Genomic DNA, 19,884 nt, shown 5'->3' on the forward strand with positions numbered 1-19,884 from the left:
TCACGGCCCATGACCGGGCCGCCACTGCCGGATCAAAAAGCGGTCAGCGAAGGAGACAGGCAATTGGGGTTTATTCGTTTGGTCGTGTTTGGTTTCATCGCTTTGACGGTGATCTATCTGTCGATTGCGATTTATTCACGGTCTGTTCGCCGGGAACGGCTGGAAGATGAATTTGATGCAGACCACCCTGATGGGGGTGCACCCGGCGCGCGGGATGCCTATGTGCAGGCAGGTATTGCAGAGTATAATAACTCTGTCCGGCCGAAACTGATCGGTCTGGTCTATGTCGTTCCGATTATTGCCGTTTCGATCATTATCTATGTGATCAACACGAACTGAGGAATTTTATATGCGTCGTTTCAAGATCACTGTCCGCGTCCTGGCCTTGCTTATTTTTGGCGCCTTCTTCCATTATGTCCTGCCACAGCACGACGTGGTGCAGGTAACTTCGACCGAGATCATCCGCACTGATTTCAGTTCTCTTAATCGTATATTCTACGCCCAGCCCGACAGCGGTGCCGCGGAACAGCCAACCCGTGATCTGCGGTTGATCAACACCGAAAAGAAAAAGACATTCATGCTTGGGTTTGTCCCGCGCGATAGCACCGAAGTGATGGTTTATCGCAACGAAGACACCGGCTGGATCTGGCCTCCCTATTTCAAGTTCGACAGTTCAGACCTGCAGGCCGAGGCGGCAAGTCTCGCGCGCGGTGACGCGTGGGCGGTCATCACACATTACGGTTGGCGCATATCATGGGCCAGCGTTTACCCAAATGCCGTGGCCTTGCGCACCGTATCGGGGCCGGATGTGACCATCATTCCGTGGTTCAACATCTTCTTTTTCATCTTCTTGATGATCGCGCTGCTTTTCGTGCGTGCCATGTGGCGGCAGTTCCGTGAACGTACGGTCGATCCGCTGCTGGACAGCGCCGAACATCATCTGGATGAGGTTCAGGCCGATGTGGCCGAACGCAAAGGCCGGATTTGGCGCTGGTTCGGTGGTGGTGGCAAAAAGTAACGTCAGCGCGAAGGGGGCGCCGCCCCCGCCGCCTGCGGCGGCTCCCCCGAGGTATTTTTGAACAGAAGAAGGGCTATTCGCCGTAGGGGATCCAGATGTTCTTCACCTCGGTTGCGGCCTGCAACCAGCTGTGGGTGTCGGGTGTCAGCGCCTTGCCGTTATTGACCCAGGTGCGTTTGAGGTTGCCCGCGCTGGCCTTTTCGATTGTGGCGGAAACATCGCTGGACGAAAACGACCAGACCGAGTCGATATCCATGTGGCTGGCCAAGGTCGGGGCCAGTTCCCCATGGCTGCCTGTCAGGATGTTGACCACACCGGCCGGCACGTCGGATGTTTCAAGGACCTGATAGAAATCGGTAGCGGCCAGTGGAAAGGGTTCGCTGGCGATTAGTATGCATCGGTTGCCCATGGCGATGGCGGGGGCCATTGCGTTGACCAGGCCGGTCAGGGGGCTGGCGTCATCGCAGAGAATCCCGATGTTGCCGACAGGTTCCTTCATGGCCAGCGCAACACCGCGGATCGGAACACCGTGTGTCTGCCCGTCATATTTGTCGGCCCATGCCGCATAGGTGAAAAGGGTGCGGATGCTGGTTTCGACGTCGTCCGCGCCGGAGTTGTAGCCGGTCATGGCGCTGAGCCGGGAGCTGAATTCTTCAGCGCGGGCCGACAGGTTTTCGGCGATGTAGTAGAGGATCTGCGCGCGCAAATGGCCGGTGGTTTTCGACCAGCCTTTTGCGGCGTTGCACGCCTCGACCGCGTTGCGGATGTCCTTGCGATTGGCCTTGGAGACATGGCCGAGCAGTTTGCCCTTGGGGCTGTAGACGGGGGTGGAATAGCCGCCGTCGGGCCGCGCCTGTTTGCCGCCGATGTAGAGCTTTGCCGTCCGGTCGAGCGGGTCGGCGGGGTGGCCGACTTCCGTCGTGAAGGCGTCGATCTTCTTTAGTTGCTTAGGCGTGCCTTTGGGTTTCGTGTAGCCTGAAAGGCCTTCCCAGCCGCCTTCACGGCCGAAACCGCTTTCACGCACGCCACCGAAACCCGCAGCGGCATCCATCATGTTGGTGCCGTTGATCCAGACGATCCCGGCGGCCAGTTTCGGCGCGATATCCAGCGCTAGGTTGATATTTTCCGACCAGACGGACGCGGCGAGGCCGTAGCGGGTGTTGTTGGCAATCTCGACCGCTTCGGATGGTGTGCGGAAGGTCGTGGCGCAGAGGACGGGGCCAAAGATTTCCTCTTGCATCAGAGTGGATGCGGGCGACAGGCCGGTGATGAGTGTGGGCGGGTAGAAGCAACCGGCGGGGGCGGTCGTTTGATAGGTCTCGCCTTCGGTGTTGGCGCTGACCATCTGGGTGATTTGTGCCAGTTGGACCGGGTCCACGATGGCACCCACGTCGATGCATTTGTCCAAGGGGTCGCCGATGCGCAGGCCATCCATGCGGGATTTCAGTTTGGTGTAGAACCGCTCGGCAATGCCTTCCTGCACCAGCAGGCGGGACCCGGCGCAGCAGACCTGGCCCTGGTTGAACCAGATGGAATCGACGAGGCCTTCGACGGCTGAATCAATATCGGCGTCCTCGAACACGATATAAGGGGATTTGCCGCCAAGCTCGAGAGAGAGCGCTTTGCCTGATCCGGCAGTGGCGTCGCGGATTTTGCGGCCCACCTCGGTCGAGCCGGTAAAGGCGATCTTGTCCACATCGGCGGTGACTAGGCCAGCACCGGTTTCACCGTCGCCGGTGACGATGTTCACGACACCGGGGGGCACGCCGGCCTGATCGCAGATTTCGGCGAAGATCATCGCGGTGAGCGGGGTGTATTCGGCGGGTTTCAGAACGACGGTGTTGCCCATTGCCAGTGCGGGCGCGATTTTCCAGGCCAGCATCAGCAGCGGGAAATTCCACGGGATGATCTGACCACACACGCCGAGGGGTTCGCGGTCGGGCAGTTCGTCCTTCATCAGTTGGGCAAAACCGGCGTGGTGATAGAAATGCCGGATGGCAAGCGGCACGTCGATGTCGCGGCTCTCGCGGATCGGTTTGCCGTTGTCGAGGGTTTCCATGACGGCAAGCAGGCGGGCATGCTTCTGCATCAGGCGGGCGATGGCATAGAGGGTGCGGGCGCGTTTGTGGCCGGATTTTGCCCATGCGGGTTGCGCCTTGCGGGCGGCTTTGACGGCTTCAGCGACTTCTTCAACGGTGCCTTTGGTGACGCCCGCCAGCTTTTCGCCCGTCGCGGGGTTGTTGGTGGGGAAATCATCGCGCAGTGCGCCCCATTTGCCGTTGACGAAATGGCCCGCGATGCCGCCCCGGTCGGCGAGCCATGCCAAGGCTTCGGCGCTGCCTTCGGGGGCGGGGCCGTAATCCATGGTGTCGAATATTTCTTTGATGGTCATGGGGTTATCCAATCGCGTGCCGCCACTGGGCAGAATAGGCGCCAGTGACGTGGTGTTCGAGTTGCCGTTCGATGTCGCCCAAAAGGCTGGACGCGCCAAAGCGGAAAAGATCGGGTTGCAGCCAGCGGTCGCCCAATTCGTCCTTGATCATCGATAGATAGACCAACGCGTCCTTGGCCTTGGAAATACCGCCTGCGGGTTTGTAGCCGACGCGTATGCCGGTTCGGTCCTGATAGTCGCGGATCGCGCGGATCATGGTGAGCGTGACGGGGAGCGTCGCGTTGACGGGTTCCTTGCCGGTAGAGGTCTTGATGAAATCGGCCCCGGCCATCATGCAGACCAGCGATGCGCGCGCCACGTTGCGCAGCGTGCCCAACTCGCCGGTGGCAAGGATCGCCTTGACGTGGGCATCGCCGCAAGCGGCGCGCATTTCGCGCATTTCATCGTAAAGCGCCTGCCAGTTGCCGGTCAGCACATGGCGGCGGGAGATGACGATGTCGATTTCAGCAGCCCCGGCGGCGACGCTTTCGCCGATTTCCGCGATGCGCAGGTTGAACGGCGACAGACCGGCGGGAAACCCGGTTGAAACGGCCGCGACGGGGATGTTGGTGCCCTGCAAGGCATCAACGGCGGTGGCGACCATGTCGTGATAGACGCAGATGGCACCGGTGGTCAGACCCTCCATACCGAGCGCGGCCAGAATATCTGCACGCACCGGTTGCCGGGCCTTGGCGCAGAGACGGCGCACGCGGCCTTTGCTGTCGTCACCGGACAGGGTTGTCAGGTCCATCAGACTGATCGCCTTGCAGAGCCATGCCGCCTGATACTCCTTTTTGACACTGCGCCGCCCGGGCAGGGTCGCGGCGCGGCGTTCGATGGCGGATGTGTTCGCCTGCACCGCCATGACCCAGTCAAGATCGAGCGGCATGCCGTCATTGCGTGGTGCGTGCACTTGCGGCAGTTGCGTGGGGGAAAGGGTGGTTTGCAAGCGGGCCTCCTGCGGTTGCCGATACGGTGGCACTTTGCGCCCCTCTTGGCAAGGTTTGACCGTTTGGTCAAATGTTACGTCGGCTGCACGATCTGGCGCTGGAATTTCTGCCGGTATTGCAGCGGTGTCAGCCTGTGGGCGGCGCGGAATAATTTGTGAAAATGCGACATGTTCGGGACACCGCAATCAACAGCAATTTGCGCGACGGGGTCGGCGTCGGTGGTCAGTGCGCGGGCAGCGTGATCCATCCGGATCCTGTTGATATAGTCAGATGGCGTCTGTGCCAGATATTTGCGCATACTGCGGCTGACATGCGGATGCGCCTTGCCGGTCAGCGCCACCAGCCCGGCGGCCCCCTCGCGGAAAACGGCGGGGTCATGTGCGGCGGTGCAGGCTGCGGCCAGCCACGCGGGCATGCCGGGAGGGAAGTTTTGCGCCGTCAGATCGGCGCAAAGCGGCAACAGGAATCCTTCGAGTGCCAGCGTGTCGCGCTGGCTGCGTTCCAGCAGAACAGCCGCATGGTTCAGTGCCGCCAACTGCCGGATATCGCGGTAACGTCGCGTCGGTGGCCCGTCCGTCCAGAAGAGGTGGCCAGCAAGGCCGGGGTGACGCTGCGCCAGTGCTGCGATCACTTGCGGGTGAATACAAAGAGACACGATCAACGCATGTTCGCCGCGCCCCTGCACCGCATGCGCCTGTCCGGGGCGCAGGAAGATCATGCTGCCCTCGTCCAGTGTCGTGCCGCCATCGGGCAGATGATGCCGTACATTGCCGTTCTGCACCCAGAAAAGTTCAAAAAAGTCGTGATCGTGCAGCGCCTTTGGCCGCTCTGGCGTCAGCGTAGCGCGCGTCAGGTGGACCTGTGCGCCGTTCAGAAGAATATCGCGGTGAAAAAGTGTTTTGCCCATAGGTCAAATTACCATAGAAAATTCTGCACCGCAGCATTTTTCGTCATGCCAATGGTTTTTTGGTTCTGTCATGGCAAGGCAAACCGTGTGTTGCGGCGTGACAATGGCTCTCGGGCAGGCTAAAGCGCTGCCAAACATGCAAGAGGTATCCGATGTCCTTTGATCGTTCCATCAAGATTGCCCCGTCGATCCTGTCGGCGGATTTTGCCAATTTCGGCGCGGAATGCGAAGCGATCGAGGCGGAGGGGGCCGATTGGGTCCATGTTGACGTGATGGACGGGCATTTCGTGCCTAATATCACCTTTGGCCCGGCGATGTGCGCGGCGATTCGCCCACATATCAAGGGCGTCATGGATGTGCATCTGATGATTTCGCCGGTCGATCCTTATATCGACGCTTTTGCGCAGGCCGGCGCCGATATCATCACCGCCCATGTCGAGGCCGGCGCACATATCCACCGCACCTTGCAGGCGATCCGTGGCGCCGGGGCCAAGGCGGGTGTCGCGCTGAACCCCGGCACCCCTGCGGATGCGGTAGCGGAATTGCTGGATATGGTCGATCTGGTTTGTGTCATGACGGTGAACCCCGGTTTTGGCGGGCAGAAATTCATCGACATGACGCGCAAGGTGCGCCGGTTGCGCAGCATGATCGCTGACCGCCCCATCCATATCGAAATCGACGGCGGCGTGGACCCGACGACCGCCCCGCTGGTCGCGGCAGCGGGTGCCGACGTGCTGGTCGCAGGTTCGGCAGTGTTTCGCGGTGGGTCGGTCAGCGATCCGGCACCATATGGTGCGAATATCCGCGCCATTCGCAACGCTGCCGCGGGCTGAGCCGTTGCAGGGGGCTGGCTGCCCCCGCCCTGCGGGCCCCCCGCGGATATTTAAGCTCTGAAGAAGCGGATGCCTGTGCCGTCAGCCTGTCGCAAGTGACAAGGGGCCATCGTGTTCAAGGTAGGCAAAGCCATTGCCGGGCAGGTGCAGGATTTGGCCTGCCAGCGCGCCGTTGTGCGGGCCGGATAACGAGGCCGTGCCGTCAAGGTGGAGTTGCTGATCGTCTTTTGACAGATTGAACACGCAGGTCAGGGTTTGTCCTGCGGCGCTGCGCGTAAAGGCGAGCAGCGGGTGGGGCAAGTCAATGAACCGGGTCTTGCCGTGCGTCATCGCGGGGCTGGCTTTGCGAAAGGCGATAGACTTGCGATAGAAATGCAGGATGCTGTGTTCGGCGGCTTCTAGCGCATCGACGGCACGCGTGATTTGCGGGGCTTTGACCGGCAACCATGGCGTGCCACTGCTGAAACCCGCGTTGGGGGCGTCGGATTCCCAGACCATCGGTGTGCGGCAGCCGTCGCGCCCCTTGACCGCAGGCCAGAACCGCAGCGCGGGCGGGTCGGTCAGTTCATCATAGGTCAGTTCCGTTTCGATCTGGCCCAGTTCTTCGCCCTGATAGATGCCGATGGTGCCTTCGAAGGCCAGCAGCATCGCGCAGGACAGGCGTGCCATGTGGTCCTCTGACACTGCGTATTCCGCCCAGCGGCTGACGTGGCGGGGCACGTCGTGGTTGGAAAACGACCATTTCGGGTGCCCGTCGGGCGCGCCCTGCTGGAAGCCTTCGATACAACTGCGGAAATGGTCGGGGCTGTAATCCGGCCCCAGCATGGCAAAGCTGTAGGCCATATGCAGGCGATTGGTGCTGGCGGTATATTCGCCCATGATGCGAATGGACTTGCCGCCCATTTCACCCACTTCGCCGACCATCATGATGTCGTCGTAACGGTCGGTCAGCGCGCGTAGTTTTTCCAGAAATTCCAGGTTTTCCGGGCGCGTCTTGTTATACAGGTTTTCCTGCATCCCGTAGAGGTCTGTCGCCATGACCTGTGGCCGGGTTTGAGCGGGGGGATTGGATCGCAGTTGCCGGTCGTGGAAATAGTAGTTCACGGTGTCCAGTCGAAATCCGTCAAGGCCGCGGTCAAGCCAGAACTTGCACGTTTCCAGGATGGCATCGACCACGTCGGGGTTGTGGAAATTCAGGTCGGGCTGGCTGGCCAGAAAATGGTGCAGGTAATACTGACCGCGCTGTGGGTCGAATTCCCATGCCGGGCCGCCGAAATGGCTGTGCCAGTTGGTGGGGGGTGACCCATCAGGCAGGGGATCGGCCCAGACATACCAGTCGGATTTGTCGTTGTCGTGTGACAGGCGCGATTGTTTGAACCACGGGTGCTGGTCGGAGGTATGCGACAGCACCTGATCTGTGATGACTTTCAGCCCCAGTTCATGTGCGCGCGCGATCATCGTGTCGAAATCATCCAGCGTGCCGAACAGTGGGTCGATGCCGGTGTAATCGGACACATCATAGCCCATGTCCTTTTGCGGCGAGGGAAAGATCGGTGACAGCCAGATGCAATCCACGCCCAGCGATGCCACATGATCCAGTCGCCTTGTGATCCCTTTCAGGTCACCGATACCGTCGCCGTTATCGTCCTGAAAGGACCGGGGGTAGATCTGGTAGATTACGGCGTCACGCCACCATTCGCGCATCTTGCGGCTCCTTCGGGTTTTGTTAACGCTAACAAAACAAGCAGCGGATGGAAGGGTGAAATTGCCTTACGTGCCTGCGCGATACCATGCGACGAGTTTGGCGCGGTCCTCGGGCGGGAGATCGGTGATGTTTGCGGGCGGCATGGCGTGGCTGACGCCAGCCTGAAGATAAATTTGGCGGGCGTATTTCGCGACGTCGCTTTCGGTTTCAAGGAACACGCCTTTGGGTGCCCAATGCATCCCGTCCCAGACCGGTTCGCGGGCGTGGCACATTGAACAGCGCCCGGTGACGATCTGGTGTGCATCGGCAAAGCCATCCGCTGCCGCGAAGCGTTGTTCGTAAGGGGTCAGCGCGCGTGCCTCGGCCTCTTCATAGGTTTCATACCCGGGCACGGTGGACAGCCATGCAATCAGGATGAACAGGATGACGGTGACCGCCCATGTCCACGTGGGTTTGCCTTTGCGGGCGTGCATGGAGTTGAAGTAATGCCGGATCGTGACGCCCATCAGGAACACCAGTGCGGCGATGATCCACGCGTATTGCGTGCCGAAGGCCAGCGGGTAGTGGTTTGACAGCATCAGAAAGATCACCGGCAGGGTGAGGTAGTTGTTATGTGTTGACCGCAGCTTGGCGATCTTGCCGTATTTCGGGTCCGGCGTGCGCCCGGTCTTGAGGTCCGCCACTACGATGCGCTGGTTCGGCATAATGATGAAGAACACATTGGCGGTCATGATCGTGGCGGTGAAGGCCCCCAGATGCAGCAGCGCGGCACGGCCTGTAAACACCTGATCATAGCCCCATGACATTGCGACGAGCAGGATGAACAAGAGCACCATCAGCGTGGTTGGCTGGTTACCAAGGGGCGACTTGCACAGCTGGTCGTAGATCACCCAACCCACGGCCAGCGAGGCAGCAGAGATCGCGATGCCCTGCCAGATCGCCAGATCGGCTTTGGCGGGGTCGATCAGGTAGAGCTCGGCCCCAAGCCAGTAAACCACCGCCAGCATCGCGGCCCCGGACAGCCATGTCGCGTAGCTTTCCCATTTGAACCAGGTCAGGTGTTCGGGCATCGCCGCAGGGGCGACCAGATATTTCTGGATGTGGTAAAAACCGCCGCCGTGGACCTGCCATTCTTCGCCATCCGCCGGGCCGTCGATATTGCGGTTCAATGACAGGTCGAGTGCGATGAAATAGAACGACGACCCGATCCAGGCGATGGCAGTGATGACATGCAGCCAACGCACTGCAAAGGCCAGCCAGTCCCAGAGAATTGCGATATCATACATTGTCGGTCCCCTTTTGCCGCCCAGTCTAGCCAGCGTCGCGGTTATCTTGTATTCCCTGATATTACCAAGCTCTATCAAAAAATGGCGAAGAATGTCCTATCTCGACAATATCAAGACTTTTGTGCGCGTCTACGAGTTGGGGTCAATGTCTGCCGCCGGGCGTGATCTGCGGATTTCGCCGGCTGTCACGTCGGCCCGGATCTCGGCGCTGGAGGATCATCTGTCGGTGCGTCTGTTCCAGCGCACGACGCGCAGTCTGACGCCCACGGCGCAGGGCAAGGCGTTTTATGGCGGGGCGTGTTCCGTGCTGGATGCCGTCGCCTATGCCGAAGGGCAGGTGATGGACCTTACCGAAAACCCCAAGGGGCAGTTGCATGTCGCGGCGCCATTGGGGGTGGGGCGGCGGCTGATCGCGCCGCATGTGCCCGATTTCACGGCAGAGTATCCGCTGATTGACGTGCGTCTGCGGCTGACGGACCGGAATGTGGATATGACCGCCGAGGGGCTGGATGTGGCGTTTCATCTGGGCCAGCCTGCGGACAGCAACCTGCGCATCCGCAAGATCGCGGATGTGTCGCGGGTGCTGGTGGCGGCCCCTGAATATGTTGCGCGGCGTGGTCATCCGCTGGATGGCACGGCGCTGGTGCGTGACAGGCATGAATGCCTGAACCTGCGTTTTCCGGGCGCGTCAGAGTTTCAGTGGCTGCTACAGACACCTGATGGCCCGCAGCGGTTTCGCGTGGCGGGGCGGTTGGAAAGCGACGATGGCGATGTGCTGACCGATTGGGCGCTGACCGGGCAGGGTGTGGCGATGAAGCCGCGGTTTGAAGTGGCCGAGCATCTGGCGACCGGTGCCCTGATCATCGTCGCCGCCGCCACCCCGCCGACACCGGTGCAGATGGCCTGTCTTTATACACACAGGCGACACCAGGACCCAAAGACCCGACTTTTCATGGAGTTCATGATTGAACGGATCGGGGTGGCGGTCCGCTCTGCCGAAAGTGCTTCGTGATTTATTTGAAAAACACCAGCATTGTTTTGGAATAGAGGTTAACCAACAGGAGTGTGCCCGCATGCAAAGATACCCGCGCGACATGACCGGTTATGGTGCGAACCCGCCCGAGGCCAACTGGCCGGGCGGCGCGCGCATCGCCGTGCAGATCGTTCTGAACTACGAAGAAGGCGGCGAGAATAATATCCTGCATGGCGATGCCGCGTCCGAGGCGTTTCTGTCGGAAATCGTGGGCGCTGCCGCATGGCCGGGACAGCGCCATTGGAACATGGAAAGCATCTATGAATACGGCGCGCGCGCCGGGTTCTGGCGGTTGCATCGCCTGATGGGCGGGCTGCCGGTGACGGTTTATGGCGTGGCCACGGCATTGGCCCGGTCCCCCCAACAGGTCGCCGCCATGAAGGACGCAGGCTGGGAGATCGCCAGCCACGGGCTGAAGTGGATCGAATACAAGGACGCGCCCGAGGATCAGGAGCGCGCCGACATGGCCGAGGCAATCCGCCTGCATACAGAGGTCGTGGGCGCGGCGCCGCGTGGTTGGTATACAGGCCGCTGTTCGGTGAATACCGTCCGGCTGGCAGCCGAAACGGGACAATTCGCCTACGTCGCCGATAGCTATGCCGACGACTTGCCCTATTGGATGGAATTTAGCCGCCACGACCAACTGATCGTGCCGTATACGCTGGACGCCAACGACATGCGTTTCGCCACGCCGCAGGGGTTCAATACAGGCACGCAGTTTTTTGACTATCTCAAGGCCAGCTTTGATGCACTTTACCGCGAAGGCGGGCGCATGATGTCAATCGGGCTGCATTGCCGTCTGATCGGCCGTCCGGGCCGGGTAGAGGCGCTGCGCCAGTTCATTGAATATGCGCAGGGGCATGAAGGCGTGTGGTTTGCCACGCGCGAACAGATTGCAGATCATTGGGCGGCGAGCCATCCGCATCAGCGGTTCGCGCGGCCTTCGCAAATGGACCGTGCCACATTCGTTGCGGCCTATGGTGGGGTGTTCGAACATTCACAATGGATAGCAGAGCGCGCGCATGGTCTGGAACTGGGCCCGGCGCATGATACCGCCGTGGGCCTGCATAACGCACTGGCGCGGATGTTCCGGTCGGCATCAGTGGATGAACGGCTGGGTGTTCTGACCGCGCACCCCGATCTGGCGGGCAAACTGGCGGCGGCCAAGCGGCTGACGGCGGAAAGCACGGCAGAACAGGCAAGTGTCGGGCTGGATGCGCTGACGGACAACGAGCGCGCGGAATTTGCGGCGCAGAATACGGCATATACGGAAAAATTCGGTTTTCCTTTCATAATTGCCGTGCGTGACCACGACAAGACGTCGATCAAGGCGGCTTTTGCGGCGCGTTTGCAGAATGATCGGGATGCAGAGTTTGCGCAGGCCTGTCATCAGGTGGAACGCATCGCGCTGCACCGGTTGAAGGACATGTTGCCAAGGTGACCCACGATATTCTTATATCCCCCCTGACGGCGCAGGCCTTTGCGCCCTTTGGCGATGTGCTGAATTGCGACGGTGCGCCGGACAAGATCATCAACGCGGGGCTGTGTGGCCGGTTTCATGACCGCGCAAAAGTGGATGTGGGCGACGGGCGCGTCGGCATCAGCCTGTTCCGATCGGAATTGCGGCAACTGCCCTATACGCTTGATCTGGTGGAACGCCACCCCGACGGGTCGCAGGCGTTCATCCCGATGAGCATGGACCCGTTTCTGGTGGTCGTTGCCGACAACGACCTGGCGCCGCAGGCGTTCATTACCGCACCGGGCGAGGCGATCAATTTTCATCGCGGTGTCTGGCACGGGGTGCTGACCCCACTGTCGGGGCCGGGGCTGTTTGCAGTGATCGACCGGATCAGCGAAGGGCCGAACCTTGAGGAATACCATTTCGACAGGCCCTACAGGGTGATTTTCGACGACTGACCGGCAAAAGACCGGCACAACAACAGGGGACAAGACAATGAGTAACGCAAGCATCGGGACACCGGAACAGCTCCGCGATCCTGACTATTTTCCTGGGGTCGCGCGGGCGGTGCCCTTGGGCATCCAGCACGTATTGGCAATGTTCGTATCCAATGTGACACCTGCGATCATCATCGCGGGGGCGGCGGGTTTCGGTTTCGGCTCGGATCAGGGCGCGCTGGGTTTCCCGGACATGACGTATCTGATCCAGATGTCGATGCTGTTTGCAGGGATCGCCACACTGTTCCAGACAATTGGCATGGGTCCTGTCGGTGCAAGGTTGCCGATCGTGCAGGGCACGTCGTTTGCATTCATTCCGATCATGATCCCGCTGGTTGCCGGCAAGGGCCCAGAGGCGATGGGCGCATTGTTGACAGGCGTTTTCCTTGGCGGTCTGTTCCATGCGCTACTGGGAACGGTGATTGGCAAGATCCGCTTTGCGCTGCCGCCGCTGGTCACAGGGTTGGTAGTGACGATGATCGGTCTGGCGCTGGTCAAGGTGGGCATTGAATATGCCGCCGGTGGCGTGCCTGCCAAGACGTTCAACAACCCCGAATACGGGTCATGGATGAACTGGTCCGCCGCCTTGGTCGTGATCTTGGTGACCTTGGGGCTGAAATTCTTTGCCCGTGGTATGCTCTCGGTGTCTGCGGTGCTGATCGGAATCATTGTAGGCTATGTTTATGCACTTTTCATTACCCCGATCTTTTGGGAAACGCCGGTGCAGACAACCGCGTTCGTTGCACAGCAATGGAACAACGCGGCGTGGTTCATGGTGCCGACGCCGTTCAAATACGGATTTGAATTCACCTTTGCGGCTTTGGTCGGGTTCTGCCTGATGGCCTTTGTGTCGGCGGTGGAAACTGTGGGCGATGTATCGGGGATCACCAAGGGGGGTGCCGGCCGCGAAGCAACCGACAAGGAAATCCAGGGCGCCACCTACGCCGACGGTTTCGGCACGGCGATTGGCGGTATTTTTGGCGGGTTGCCCAATACCTCGTTCAGCCAGAATGTCGGCCTGATCGCAATGACCGGCGTCATGAGCCGCCATGTGGTGACGATTGGTGCCATCTTTCTGATCCTCTGCGGTCTGGTGCCCAAAGTTGGCGGTATCGTGCGCGCCATGCCCATAGAGGTGTTGGGCGGTGGTGTTATCGTGATGTTCGGCATGGTCGTTGCGGCAGGTGTGTCGATGTTGTCCGATGTGGATTGGAACAAGCGCAACATGGTGATCTTTGCGATTGCGCTGTCCATCGGCCTGGGCTTGCAGCTTGAGGTGTTGAACCTTGCACCGGGCGCGCCGAACGCGCTGCAATTCCTGCCTGACGGGCTGCGCGTGCTGGCGGCATCGGGCATTCTGCCTGCGGTGGTGATTGCCATCATCCTGAACCTGATCCTGCCGCAGGATATGGACGGCACGGATGAAATCTCTGGCGGACACGCCAGCAGTAAGTAACGCCTGTAGATCCGAATGCTTGCCGGCCGCATTGCGGCCGGCATTTTCGTTGCGGAATTATGAAGGGTCCGTGACTGTCAGGCCCAGCACACGCCAGACCTGCATGCCGCCGCGATAATATGAAATACGCTCGGCCGGGTATCCGGCACCGATCATGTTACGGATCGCGGTCGGTGACTGGCCACACCAGATGCCGTTACAGAACAGCGCGACCTGCTTGGCCTCTGAACAGTCCCAGCCATCGAAATCCGGTGCGCAGCCCAGTTGCGCCAGTTCATCCAGGACAAAGGTGTAGGGAATGTTCACAGCCCCCGGTATCGTGCCGCCTGCAAACCAATCCGGCGTGCGGCTATCCACGACAACCGTGTCGGGGTCTTGCAGCATTTCGATCAGTTCGAGTTCGCCGATGGTTTTCACACCTTCGGCCGGGGTCATCGGTTGGATGCAAAAGTTGGGGCAGGGCCGCGATGTGCGCGCCCATTCACCGGTAACTTCGTTGGTGGTGTCTTGAATCCGCGCGATCGTCATCGGCCCGTTCGGGGTTTCGACAGTGGCCGATGGCATATCGCTGGTGATGCCCACCTCGGTTTCGGCAAAGGTGGTGCCTGCGGCAAGTGTCAGGGCGATGGTCAAGGCAATGGTTTTCATAAGGGGCTCCTCTCTTGGCATGTATGATTCAAGAGTGAGCCTAACCGCTGCCGGCTGCTGCGTCATTGATCAATGACAAGGTCAGCGTTGCGCGCAGGGGTCCAATGCATGATCCCCTGCGCATGATTGAATGGGGTAGTTCAGAATTCCACTTCGGTGGCGACGCCCTTTTCAATCGCAAGATCGACGATCGACGACGCGACCGCCAGATCCTGCAACCCGACGCCGGTGCCATCGAACAGGGTGATTTCATCCGCACTGGTCCGGCCCGGATGGGTGCCGTTGATGACCGCGCCGATCTCGAAGATATCGTTTTGCGTGATCAGACCGCTGGCAATGGCGTGCTGCGCCTCGCCAATCGTGACCGATTGCGCGGTTTCATCGGTGAAAACGGTCGCACGGGCCAGCAGGGCGGCCTCGACTTCTTGCTTGCCCTTGGTGTCGGTGCCCATGCAGGCGATGTGGGTGCCAGGGCTGATGTGGTTGGCCATGATCGATGGCGCAAAAGTCGAGGTGATCGAGATCACGACGTCTGCCTCGGCCATACCTTCCAGCGTGACCGCTTCAAAGGGGACGCCAGCCTCGTTTGCGACCTTTTCGATGTTGGGCAGCATTTCGGGGTGATAGTTCCAGCCGATGACTTTTTCGAATGCGCGCTGTTCCAGTGCGGCACGCAGTTGGAAAGTTGCCTGATGTCCCGCGCCAACCATTCCCATGACCTTTGCGTCTTTGCGGGCCAAATGCTTGATCGACACGGACGATGCCGCAGCAGTGCGCAGTGCGGTCAAAAGGTTGCCACCTACCATCGCCTTGACCATGCCGGTATCGGGATCGAACAGGAATACCGTCGACTGGTGGTTGATCTGGCCATGTTTTTCGAGGTTGTTCGGCCAATACCCGCCCGCCTTGAGGCCAAGCGCCATTCCGGCTTTGTCAAAACCGCCCTTGAAGCCATAAAGCGCGTCCTCATAGCCGATCGCCTCGCGGATCACGGGAAAGTTGTAGGCGCTGCCCTTGGACATGGACGCAAACACCTTTTCGACGGCGTCAAAGGCGTCGGCGCGGGTCAGCAGGCCTGCGATTTCTTTTTCGGGAACGATAATCATGTCTTGGTCCTTGTTGGAAAAACGGGCCGGCCTGTCAGGCCGACCCTTGTCGTTTTGGCGTATCAGGTTTTCCCCGAAATGGCCTTTATCAATAGGCCTTGCCCCGGGCCGATACAGGCCACAGCACTTCGACCTTGCCGCCCCGCACACCGACATACCAGTCATGCACGTTGCAGGTCGGGTCGCAGTGACCGGGGACCAGTTTCAGCTTGTCATTCACCTTGAGCACGCCCTTGGGGTCGGCCACGACGCCATGTTCATCGGAACATTTGATGTATTCCACATCGTCGCGACCATAGATCGTGGGTAGGCCGCTATCGACCGACTGCGCCTTGAGACCGGCATCAACGATGGCCTTATCGGGTTTGGCGTGGCTCATCACCGATGTCAGGATGAACAGCGCGTTTTCCCATTCGCCCTGATCGATCCGGTTGCCGTCCTTGTCGCGGATACGCCCATAGTCCGCATCCATAAAGGCATAAGAACCGCACTGAAGTTCGTTGAACACGCCCGACGCGCTTTCGAAATAATACGACCCGGTGCCACCACCGCCGACGATGTCTGATTCAATGCCTTCTGCCTTCAGCATTCTCAGCGTTTCAGCGACCTGATCAATGGCGATCTGGGTCTTGGCCTTGCGTTCCTCGTAGGAATCAAGGTGCTGCATTGCGCCCTGATAGGCTTGAATGCCAGCGTATTTCAGTCCCGGTGCGGCCTCGATCGCTTTGGCAAGATCCACGACAGGCTGGCCGAATTGCACGCCGCAACGGCCCGCGCCCACGTCGATTTCCACAAGGCACTCGATCTGCGTGCCATGCTTTTGCGCGGCGGCGGACAGATCGGCAATGTTGTCCATGTCATCGACACAGCAGATCGCGCGCGCGCCCAGCTTGGGGATACGCGCCAGACGGTCGATTTTCTGCGGATCGCGCACCTGGTTGGACACCAGCACGTCCTTGATGCCGCCACGGGCGAACACTTCGGCTTCGGACACCTTTTGGCAGCAGACGCCGACAGACCCGCCCAGTTTCTCCTGCAACAGGGCCACATCGACGGATTTGTGCATTTTGCCGTGAACCCGGTGGCGCATGCCGTGTGATTTGGCGAAATCGCCCATTTTCTTGATGTTGCGTTCCAGTGCATCCAGATCCAGCACAAGGCAGGGGGTCTGGATGTCGGCCTCGTCCATGCCGGGCAGGGCGGGGACGTCATAACCCACTTCGAGGTTCTTGAGGTTGCTCATATCGTTCATGTCTTCTCTCCCTTAGCCCTGCATCCAGGGCAGTTTATCAAGGTCAACATTGCCGCCGGTGATTACGACACCGACGCGCTTGCCTTTGAAAAAATCGCGGTTCTTGATGATGGTGGCCAATGGCACGGCGCAGCTTGGTTCCATCACGATCTTCATCCGTTCCCAGGTCAGTTTCATCGCGTCGATGATTTCCTGCTCAGAGGCGGTAAAGATATCGGTGACGTAGTTGCTGACGAAATGCCATGTCAGGTCTTTCAGCGGCACCTTGAGCCCGTCCGCAATCGTGACCGGCGCATCGTCGGCGATGATGTGACCGGCCTTGAAGCTGCGATAGGCGTCATCGGCCTGTTCGGGTTCCGATGCGATGATCTGAACCTCGGGCGCGATGTTGGACAGGGTCAGGCAGGTGCCGGAAATCATGCCGCCGCCACCGATGGGGGCGACCATGATATCCACACCGCCGGTCTGTTCCATGAACTCGCGGCTGCAGGTGCCCTGGCCTGCGATCACGCGCGGGTCATTGTAGGGATGCACGAAATCGCCCCCGGTGCGCGCCTGCACCTGCGCGAACACTTCCTCGCGGGATGTAGTCGAGGGCTCGCATTCCGTGATGATCCCGCCATAACCGCGCACGGCGGCCTTTTTCGCCTCTGGCGCGGTGCGCGGCATCACGACGTTGCAAGGAATACCCCGGCGGCCCGCCGCATAGGACAGCGACAGCGCGTGATTGCCCGACGAATGGGTGCAGACGCCCTTGGCGGCCTCTGCGTCAGACAGGCCGAACACCGCGTTCGATGCGCCACGCACCTTGAACGCCCCGGCCTTTTGAAAGTTCTCGCATTTGAAGAACAATTCCGCGCCTGTCAGCTCGTTCAGATAGCTGGACGTCAGGACCGGCGTGCGGTGGATATAGGGTTTGATCCGTTCGTGCGCTGCGATCACGTCATCAAAGGTCGGAATATACATGTCGTTCTGGTCTTTCATTACGCTGCGTCCTCAAGGCGTTGGGCGACGCTACCGCGATAGTATTCCTGTGCCGCTGCGACGCCGGACCCAAGTTTGATGTTCAGCCCAAGATCCACCATGCACATTTCCGCGGTGGCGATGCCGGACAGGGCCATGACATCGGTCATGCTGCCAAGATGGCCAATGCGGAACACCTTGCCTGCAACTTCGCCAAGGCCGACACCGAATGCAACGCCGTATTTTTCAGCCGCATGGGTGACAATGTCGGTCGCGTTGAACCCTTCGGGGGTCACGATCGCACTAACTGTATCAGAATAAAGATCCGGTGTCGCGGCGCATAGGGTCAATCCCCATGCATCGACTGCGGCGCGCACGCCCGATGCAATGCGGTGATGGCGGGCAAAGACGTTTTCCAGCCCTTCGGCGAGCAGTGTTTCGGTCGCCAGCAACAGTCCGTTCATCAGCCCGACAGCGGGCGTATAAGGATAGGCGTTGGCGGCATATCCCTTGGTCATGTCATTGATATCGAAAAAGGTGCGTGGCAGTTGCGCGGTTTTCGTGGCGGCAACAGCCTTGGCGCTGAAGCCAAGAATGGCCAGACCGGCAGGCAGCATGAATCCCTTTTGCGACCCGGTCACGGCCACATCGACACCCCAGGCGTCGAACTGGAAATCCATCGACGCGATCGAACTGACCCCATCGACAAACAGCAACGCAGGGTGTCCGGCGGCGTCCATGGCGCGACGCACGGCAGCAATATCCGATTTCACGCCGGTCGCTGTTTCATTGTGGGTGGCCAGCACCGCCTTGATCTTGTGGTCCTTGTCAGCGGCCAGCGCCTCGGCATAGCGGTCGGCAGGGATACCCTGCCCCCAAGGCGTTTCGACGATCTGCACGTTCAGTCCGTGGCGCTGGCACATGTCGATCCAACGATGGCTGAACATCCCGTTGCGGGCGGCCAGAATTGTATCGCCGGCCGACAACGTATTGCTAATCGCGGTTTCCCAGCCGCCGGTGCCGGTGGATGGAAAGATGAACACTTCGGCCGTGTCGGATTTCAGGATTTTTTGGACATTGGCGCGCACGGGGTGCAGGATTTTCCCGAACAGTGGCGACCGATGGTCGATTGTCGGCATGTCGCATGCCTTGCGGATTGCCTCTGGCATATTGGTCGGGCCGGGGATGAATACGGGGTTTTGAAAGCTCATGCGCCTATCCTCCATTAGGTTGAGCGTGTTGTGGCAGAGCCCGATGCGCCAGACAATTTTTTTGAAAAGTTTTTTCATAAAAGTAAAATTAGAGAAAATTGTTTGTTGTCAGTGGCTTGTATTTTTCATATTGTGAAAAACAATTTCAGAAGGGTTTTAAAGTGCAAGAAGACGGCAAAAAGGCCCGCGGTCGCCCCAAGGCTTGGGATGACAAGGCCCCCCAGAATACCATCAAATCACTGGATCGCGCGCTAGAGGTTCTGGTCGCGTTGGGCGACATGCAGGGCGGTACGCTGTCCGAGATTGCCAGCGCGCTGGGCCAGTCGCCTGCCACGATTTACCGCGTGCTGACGACGTTTCAGGGGCGTGGGTTTGTAGATTTCGACGCGCAGAACCAGGTTTGGAACATCGGCGCTGTGGCGTTTCTGACCGGGTCGCAGTTTTTGCGCCGCACATCGCTTGTCGAGCGCGCAAGGCCGATCATGCGCGACCTGATGGAGATTACCGGCGAAACCGCGAACCTTGGGATTGAGCGGGATGGCCAGGTCCTGTTTCTGGGGCAGGTCGAGACCCACGCGACGATCCGCGCGTTCTTTCCGCCCGGCACGGTGTCGGCGATGCATGCATCCGGCATTGGCAAGGCACTGCTTTGCCGGATGGACGATACCCGCCAGCGCCGCATTTTGGCGCAGGGCAAGCTGGAACAGTTCACGCCGCATACGCTGACAGATCCCGATGCGATGATCGCTGACCTTCACGCTGCGCGCGCGCGCGGGTATGCGATCGATGCGGAAGAACGTAATCTGGGCATGCGTTGTATCGCTGCCCCGGTCTATAACGTATTCGGGGAAGCGGTGGCAGGGGTATCGGTGTCGGGTCCGACCACACGTATCACGATTGACAAGATCGCGGGGCTGGCCCAGCCGGTGATGGATGCAGCGGCGCGATTGACGTTGGCAATCGGCGGCAACAACCGGCCTGTTGGCTAAAATCCCGTCCACGACGGCCGGTGCCCCTTGTCTCGGGATGGCTGTGCTCTGCGGCTGGCAAAAGGGCCGCATTATGTCCATATTCATTTTGACAGTGGGCCGAGTGACGGCCCTGCCAGCATGAGGTGCAAAGTGACGCA

At 59.9% G+C, this 19,884-nt stretch carries 18 protein-coding genes; 8 read left to right on the top strand and 10 right to left on the bottom strand.

Features of this window, described 5'->3' with window-relative positions; all coding sequences use genetic code 11:
• Window positions 1-9 precede the first annotated feature (9 nt).
• On the top strand, window positions 10-339 hold the full coding sequence (locus ACTG4B_RS02715; protein WP_439154145.1) for a hypothetical protein: 330 nt from the start codon (window positions 10-12) through the stop codon (window positions 337-339).
• Between the two features lie 10 nt (window positions 340-349).
• A complete protein-coding gene (locus tag ACTG4B_RS02720; protein ID WP_439154146.1) occupies window positions 350-1,018 on the top strand; it encodes a DUF1523 family protein in 669 nt (222 codons plus the stop codon).
• 73 nt (window positions 1,019-1,091) lie between these two features.
• On the opposite strand, the gene ACTG4B_RS02725 is transcribed toward ACTG4B_RS02720, so the two are convergent.
• The 3 genes from ACTG4B_RS02725 to ACTG4B_RS02735 all read right to left on the bottom strand — a co-directional run bounded on the left by ACTG4B_RS02725 (window position 1,092) and on the right by ACTG4B_RS02735 (window position 5,306).
• Entirely contained in the window at window positions 1,092-3,410 is a 2,319-nt protein-coding gene (locus ACTG4B_RS02725; RefSeq protein WP_439154147.1) for an aldehyde dehydrogenase family protein, read from the bottom strand.
• Window positions 3,411-3,414: 4 nt separating this feature from the next.
• The gene (gene deoC, locus ACTG4B_RS02730; RefSeq protein ID WP_439154218.1) at window positions 3,415-4,338 is read right to left on the bottom strand and encodes a deoxyribose-phosphate aldolase; all 924 of its coding nucleotides are present in this window, start codon (window positions 4,336-4,338) and stop codon (window positions 3,415-3,417) included.
• Window positions 4,339-4,472: 134 nt separating this feature from the next.
• The gene (locus ACTG4B_RS02735; RefSeq protein ID WP_439154148.1) at window positions 4,473-5,306 is read right to left on the bottom strand and encodes an AraC family transcriptional regulator; all 834 of its coding nucleotides are present in this window, start codon (window positions 5,304-5,306) and stop codon (window positions 4,473-4,475) included.
• A gap of 152 nt (window positions 5,307-5,458) precedes the next feature.
• Between ACTG4B_RS02735 and rpe the strand changes: the two genes are divergently transcribed.
• Window positions 5,459-6,139, top strand: coding sequence for a ribulose-phosphate 3-epimerase (gene rpe / locus ACTG4B_RS02740; protein WP_439154149.1), 681 nt, complete (start codon window positions 5,459-5,461; stop codon window positions 6,137-6,139).
• A gap of 81 nt (window positions 6,140-6,220) precedes the next feature.
• Here the strand turns inward: rpe and ACTG4B_RS02745 are convergent, their stop codons facing one another.
• Window positions 6,221-7,843: an alpha-glucosidase gene (locus ACTG4B_RS02745; RefSeq protein WP_439154150.1), complete on the bottom strand. Its 1,623-nt coding sequence runs from the start codon at window positions 7,841-7,843 to the stop codon at window positions 6,221-6,223.
• A gap of 66 nt (window positions 7,844-7,909) precedes the next feature.
• On the bottom strand, window positions 7,910-9,130 hold the full coding sequence (locus ACTG4B_RS02750) for a urate hydroxylase PuuD (protein ID WP_439154151.1): 1,221 nt from the start codon (window positions 9,128-9,130) through the stop codon (window positions 7,910-7,912).
• 91 nt (window positions 9,131-9,221) lie between these two features.
• Between ACTG4B_RS02750 and ACTG4B_RS02755 the strand changes: the two genes are divergently transcribed.
• The 4 genes from ACTG4B_RS02755 (at window position 9,222) to ACTG4B_RS02770 (ending at window position 13,575) form a co-directional block, all read left to right on the top strand.
• Complete coding sequence (locus tag ACTG4B_RS02755) at window positions 9,222-10,142, top strand: LysR family transcriptional regulator (RefSeq protein ID WP_439154152.1); 921 nt, start codon at window positions 9,222-9,224, stop codon at window positions 10,140-10,142.
• Window positions 10,143-10,203: 61 nt separating this feature from the next.
• On the top strand, window positions 10,204-11,604 hold the full coding sequence (puuE, locus tag ACTG4B_RS02760; RefSeq protein ID WP_439154153.1) for an allantoinase PuuE: 1,401 nt from the start codon (window positions 10,204-10,206) through the stop codon (window positions 11,602-11,604).
• Window positions 11,601-12,080 carry an ureidoglycolate lyase gene (locus ACTG4B_RS02765; protein ID WP_439154154.1) on the top strand — a complete coding sequence of 160 codons (480 nt, stop codon included), beginning with the start codon at window positions 11,601-11,603 and terminating at the stop codon, window positions 12,078-12,080. The genes puuE and ACTG4B_RS02765 overlap by 4 nt, the downstream gene beginning before the upstream one ends.
• 37 nt (window positions 12,081-12,117) lie before the next feature.
• Window positions 12,118-13,575 carry a uracil-xanthine permease family protein gene (locus ACTG4B_RS02770; RefSeq protein WP_439154155.1) on the top strand — a complete coding sequence of 486 codons (1,458 nt, stop codon included), beginning with the start codon at window positions 12,118-12,120 and terminating at the stop codon, window positions 13,573-13,575.
• A gap of 57 nt (window positions 13,576-13,632) precedes the next feature.
• Here ACTG4B_RS02770 and ACTG4B_RS02775 read toward each other — a convergent pair whose 3' ends face one another.
• The 5 genes from ACTG4B_RS02775 to bhcA form a co-directional block, all read right to left on the bottom strand.
• Complete coding sequence (locus tag ACTG4B_RS02775; RefSeq protein WP_439154156.1) at window positions 13,633-14,223, bottom strand: rhodanese-like domain-containing protein; 591 nt, start codon at window positions 14,221-14,223, stop codon at window positions 13,633-13,635.
• A 140-nt stretch (window positions 14,224-14,363) separates the two neighbouring features.
• Window positions 14,364-15,329: an iminosuccinate reductase BhcD gene (gene bhcD / locus ACTG4B_RS02780; RefSeq protein ID WP_439154157.1), complete on the bottom strand. Its 966-nt coding sequence runs from the start codon at window positions 15,327-15,329 to the stop codon at window positions 14,364-14,366.
• 88 nt (window positions 15,330-15,417) lie between these two features.
• On the bottom strand, window positions 15,418-16,581 hold the full coding sequence (bhcC, locus tag ACTG4B_RS02785; protein WP_439154158.1) for a 3-hydroxy-D-aspartate aldolase BhcC: 1,164 nt from the start codon (window positions 16,579-16,581) through the stop codon (window positions 15,418-15,420).
• 12 nt (window positions 16,582-16,593) lie between these two features.
• A complete protein-coding gene (bhcB, locus tag ACTG4B_RS02790) occupies window positions 16,594-17,565 on the bottom strand; it encodes a beta-hydroxyaspartate dehydratase BhcB (protein ID WP_439154159.1) in 972 nt (323 codons plus the stop codon).
• Entirely contained in the window at window positions 17,565-18,755 is a 1,191-nt protein-coding gene (bhcA, locus tag ACTG4B_RS02795) for an L-aspartate--glyoxylate aminotransferase BhcA (RefSeq protein WP_439154160.1), read from the bottom strand. The genes bhcB and bhcA overlap by 1 nt, the downstream gene beginning before the upstream one ends.
• A 161-nt stretch (window positions 18,756-18,916) precedes the next feature.
• On the opposite strand from bhcA, the gene bhcR reads away from it, so the two are divergent.
• Window positions 18,917-19,744 carry an HTH-type transcriptional regulator BhcR gene (bhcR, locus tag ACTG4B_RS02800; protein WP_439154161.1) on the top strand — a complete coding sequence of 276 codons (828 nt, stop codon included), beginning with the start codon at window positions 18,917-18,919 and terminating at the stop codon, window positions 19,742-19,744.
• The last annotated feature ends 140 nt before the right edge of the window (window positions 19,745-19,884 follow it).

Source organism: Yoonia sp., from assembly GCF_965660735.1.
GTDB lineage: Bacteria > Pseudomonadota > Alphaproteobacteria > Rhodobacterales > Rhodobacteraceae > Yoonia.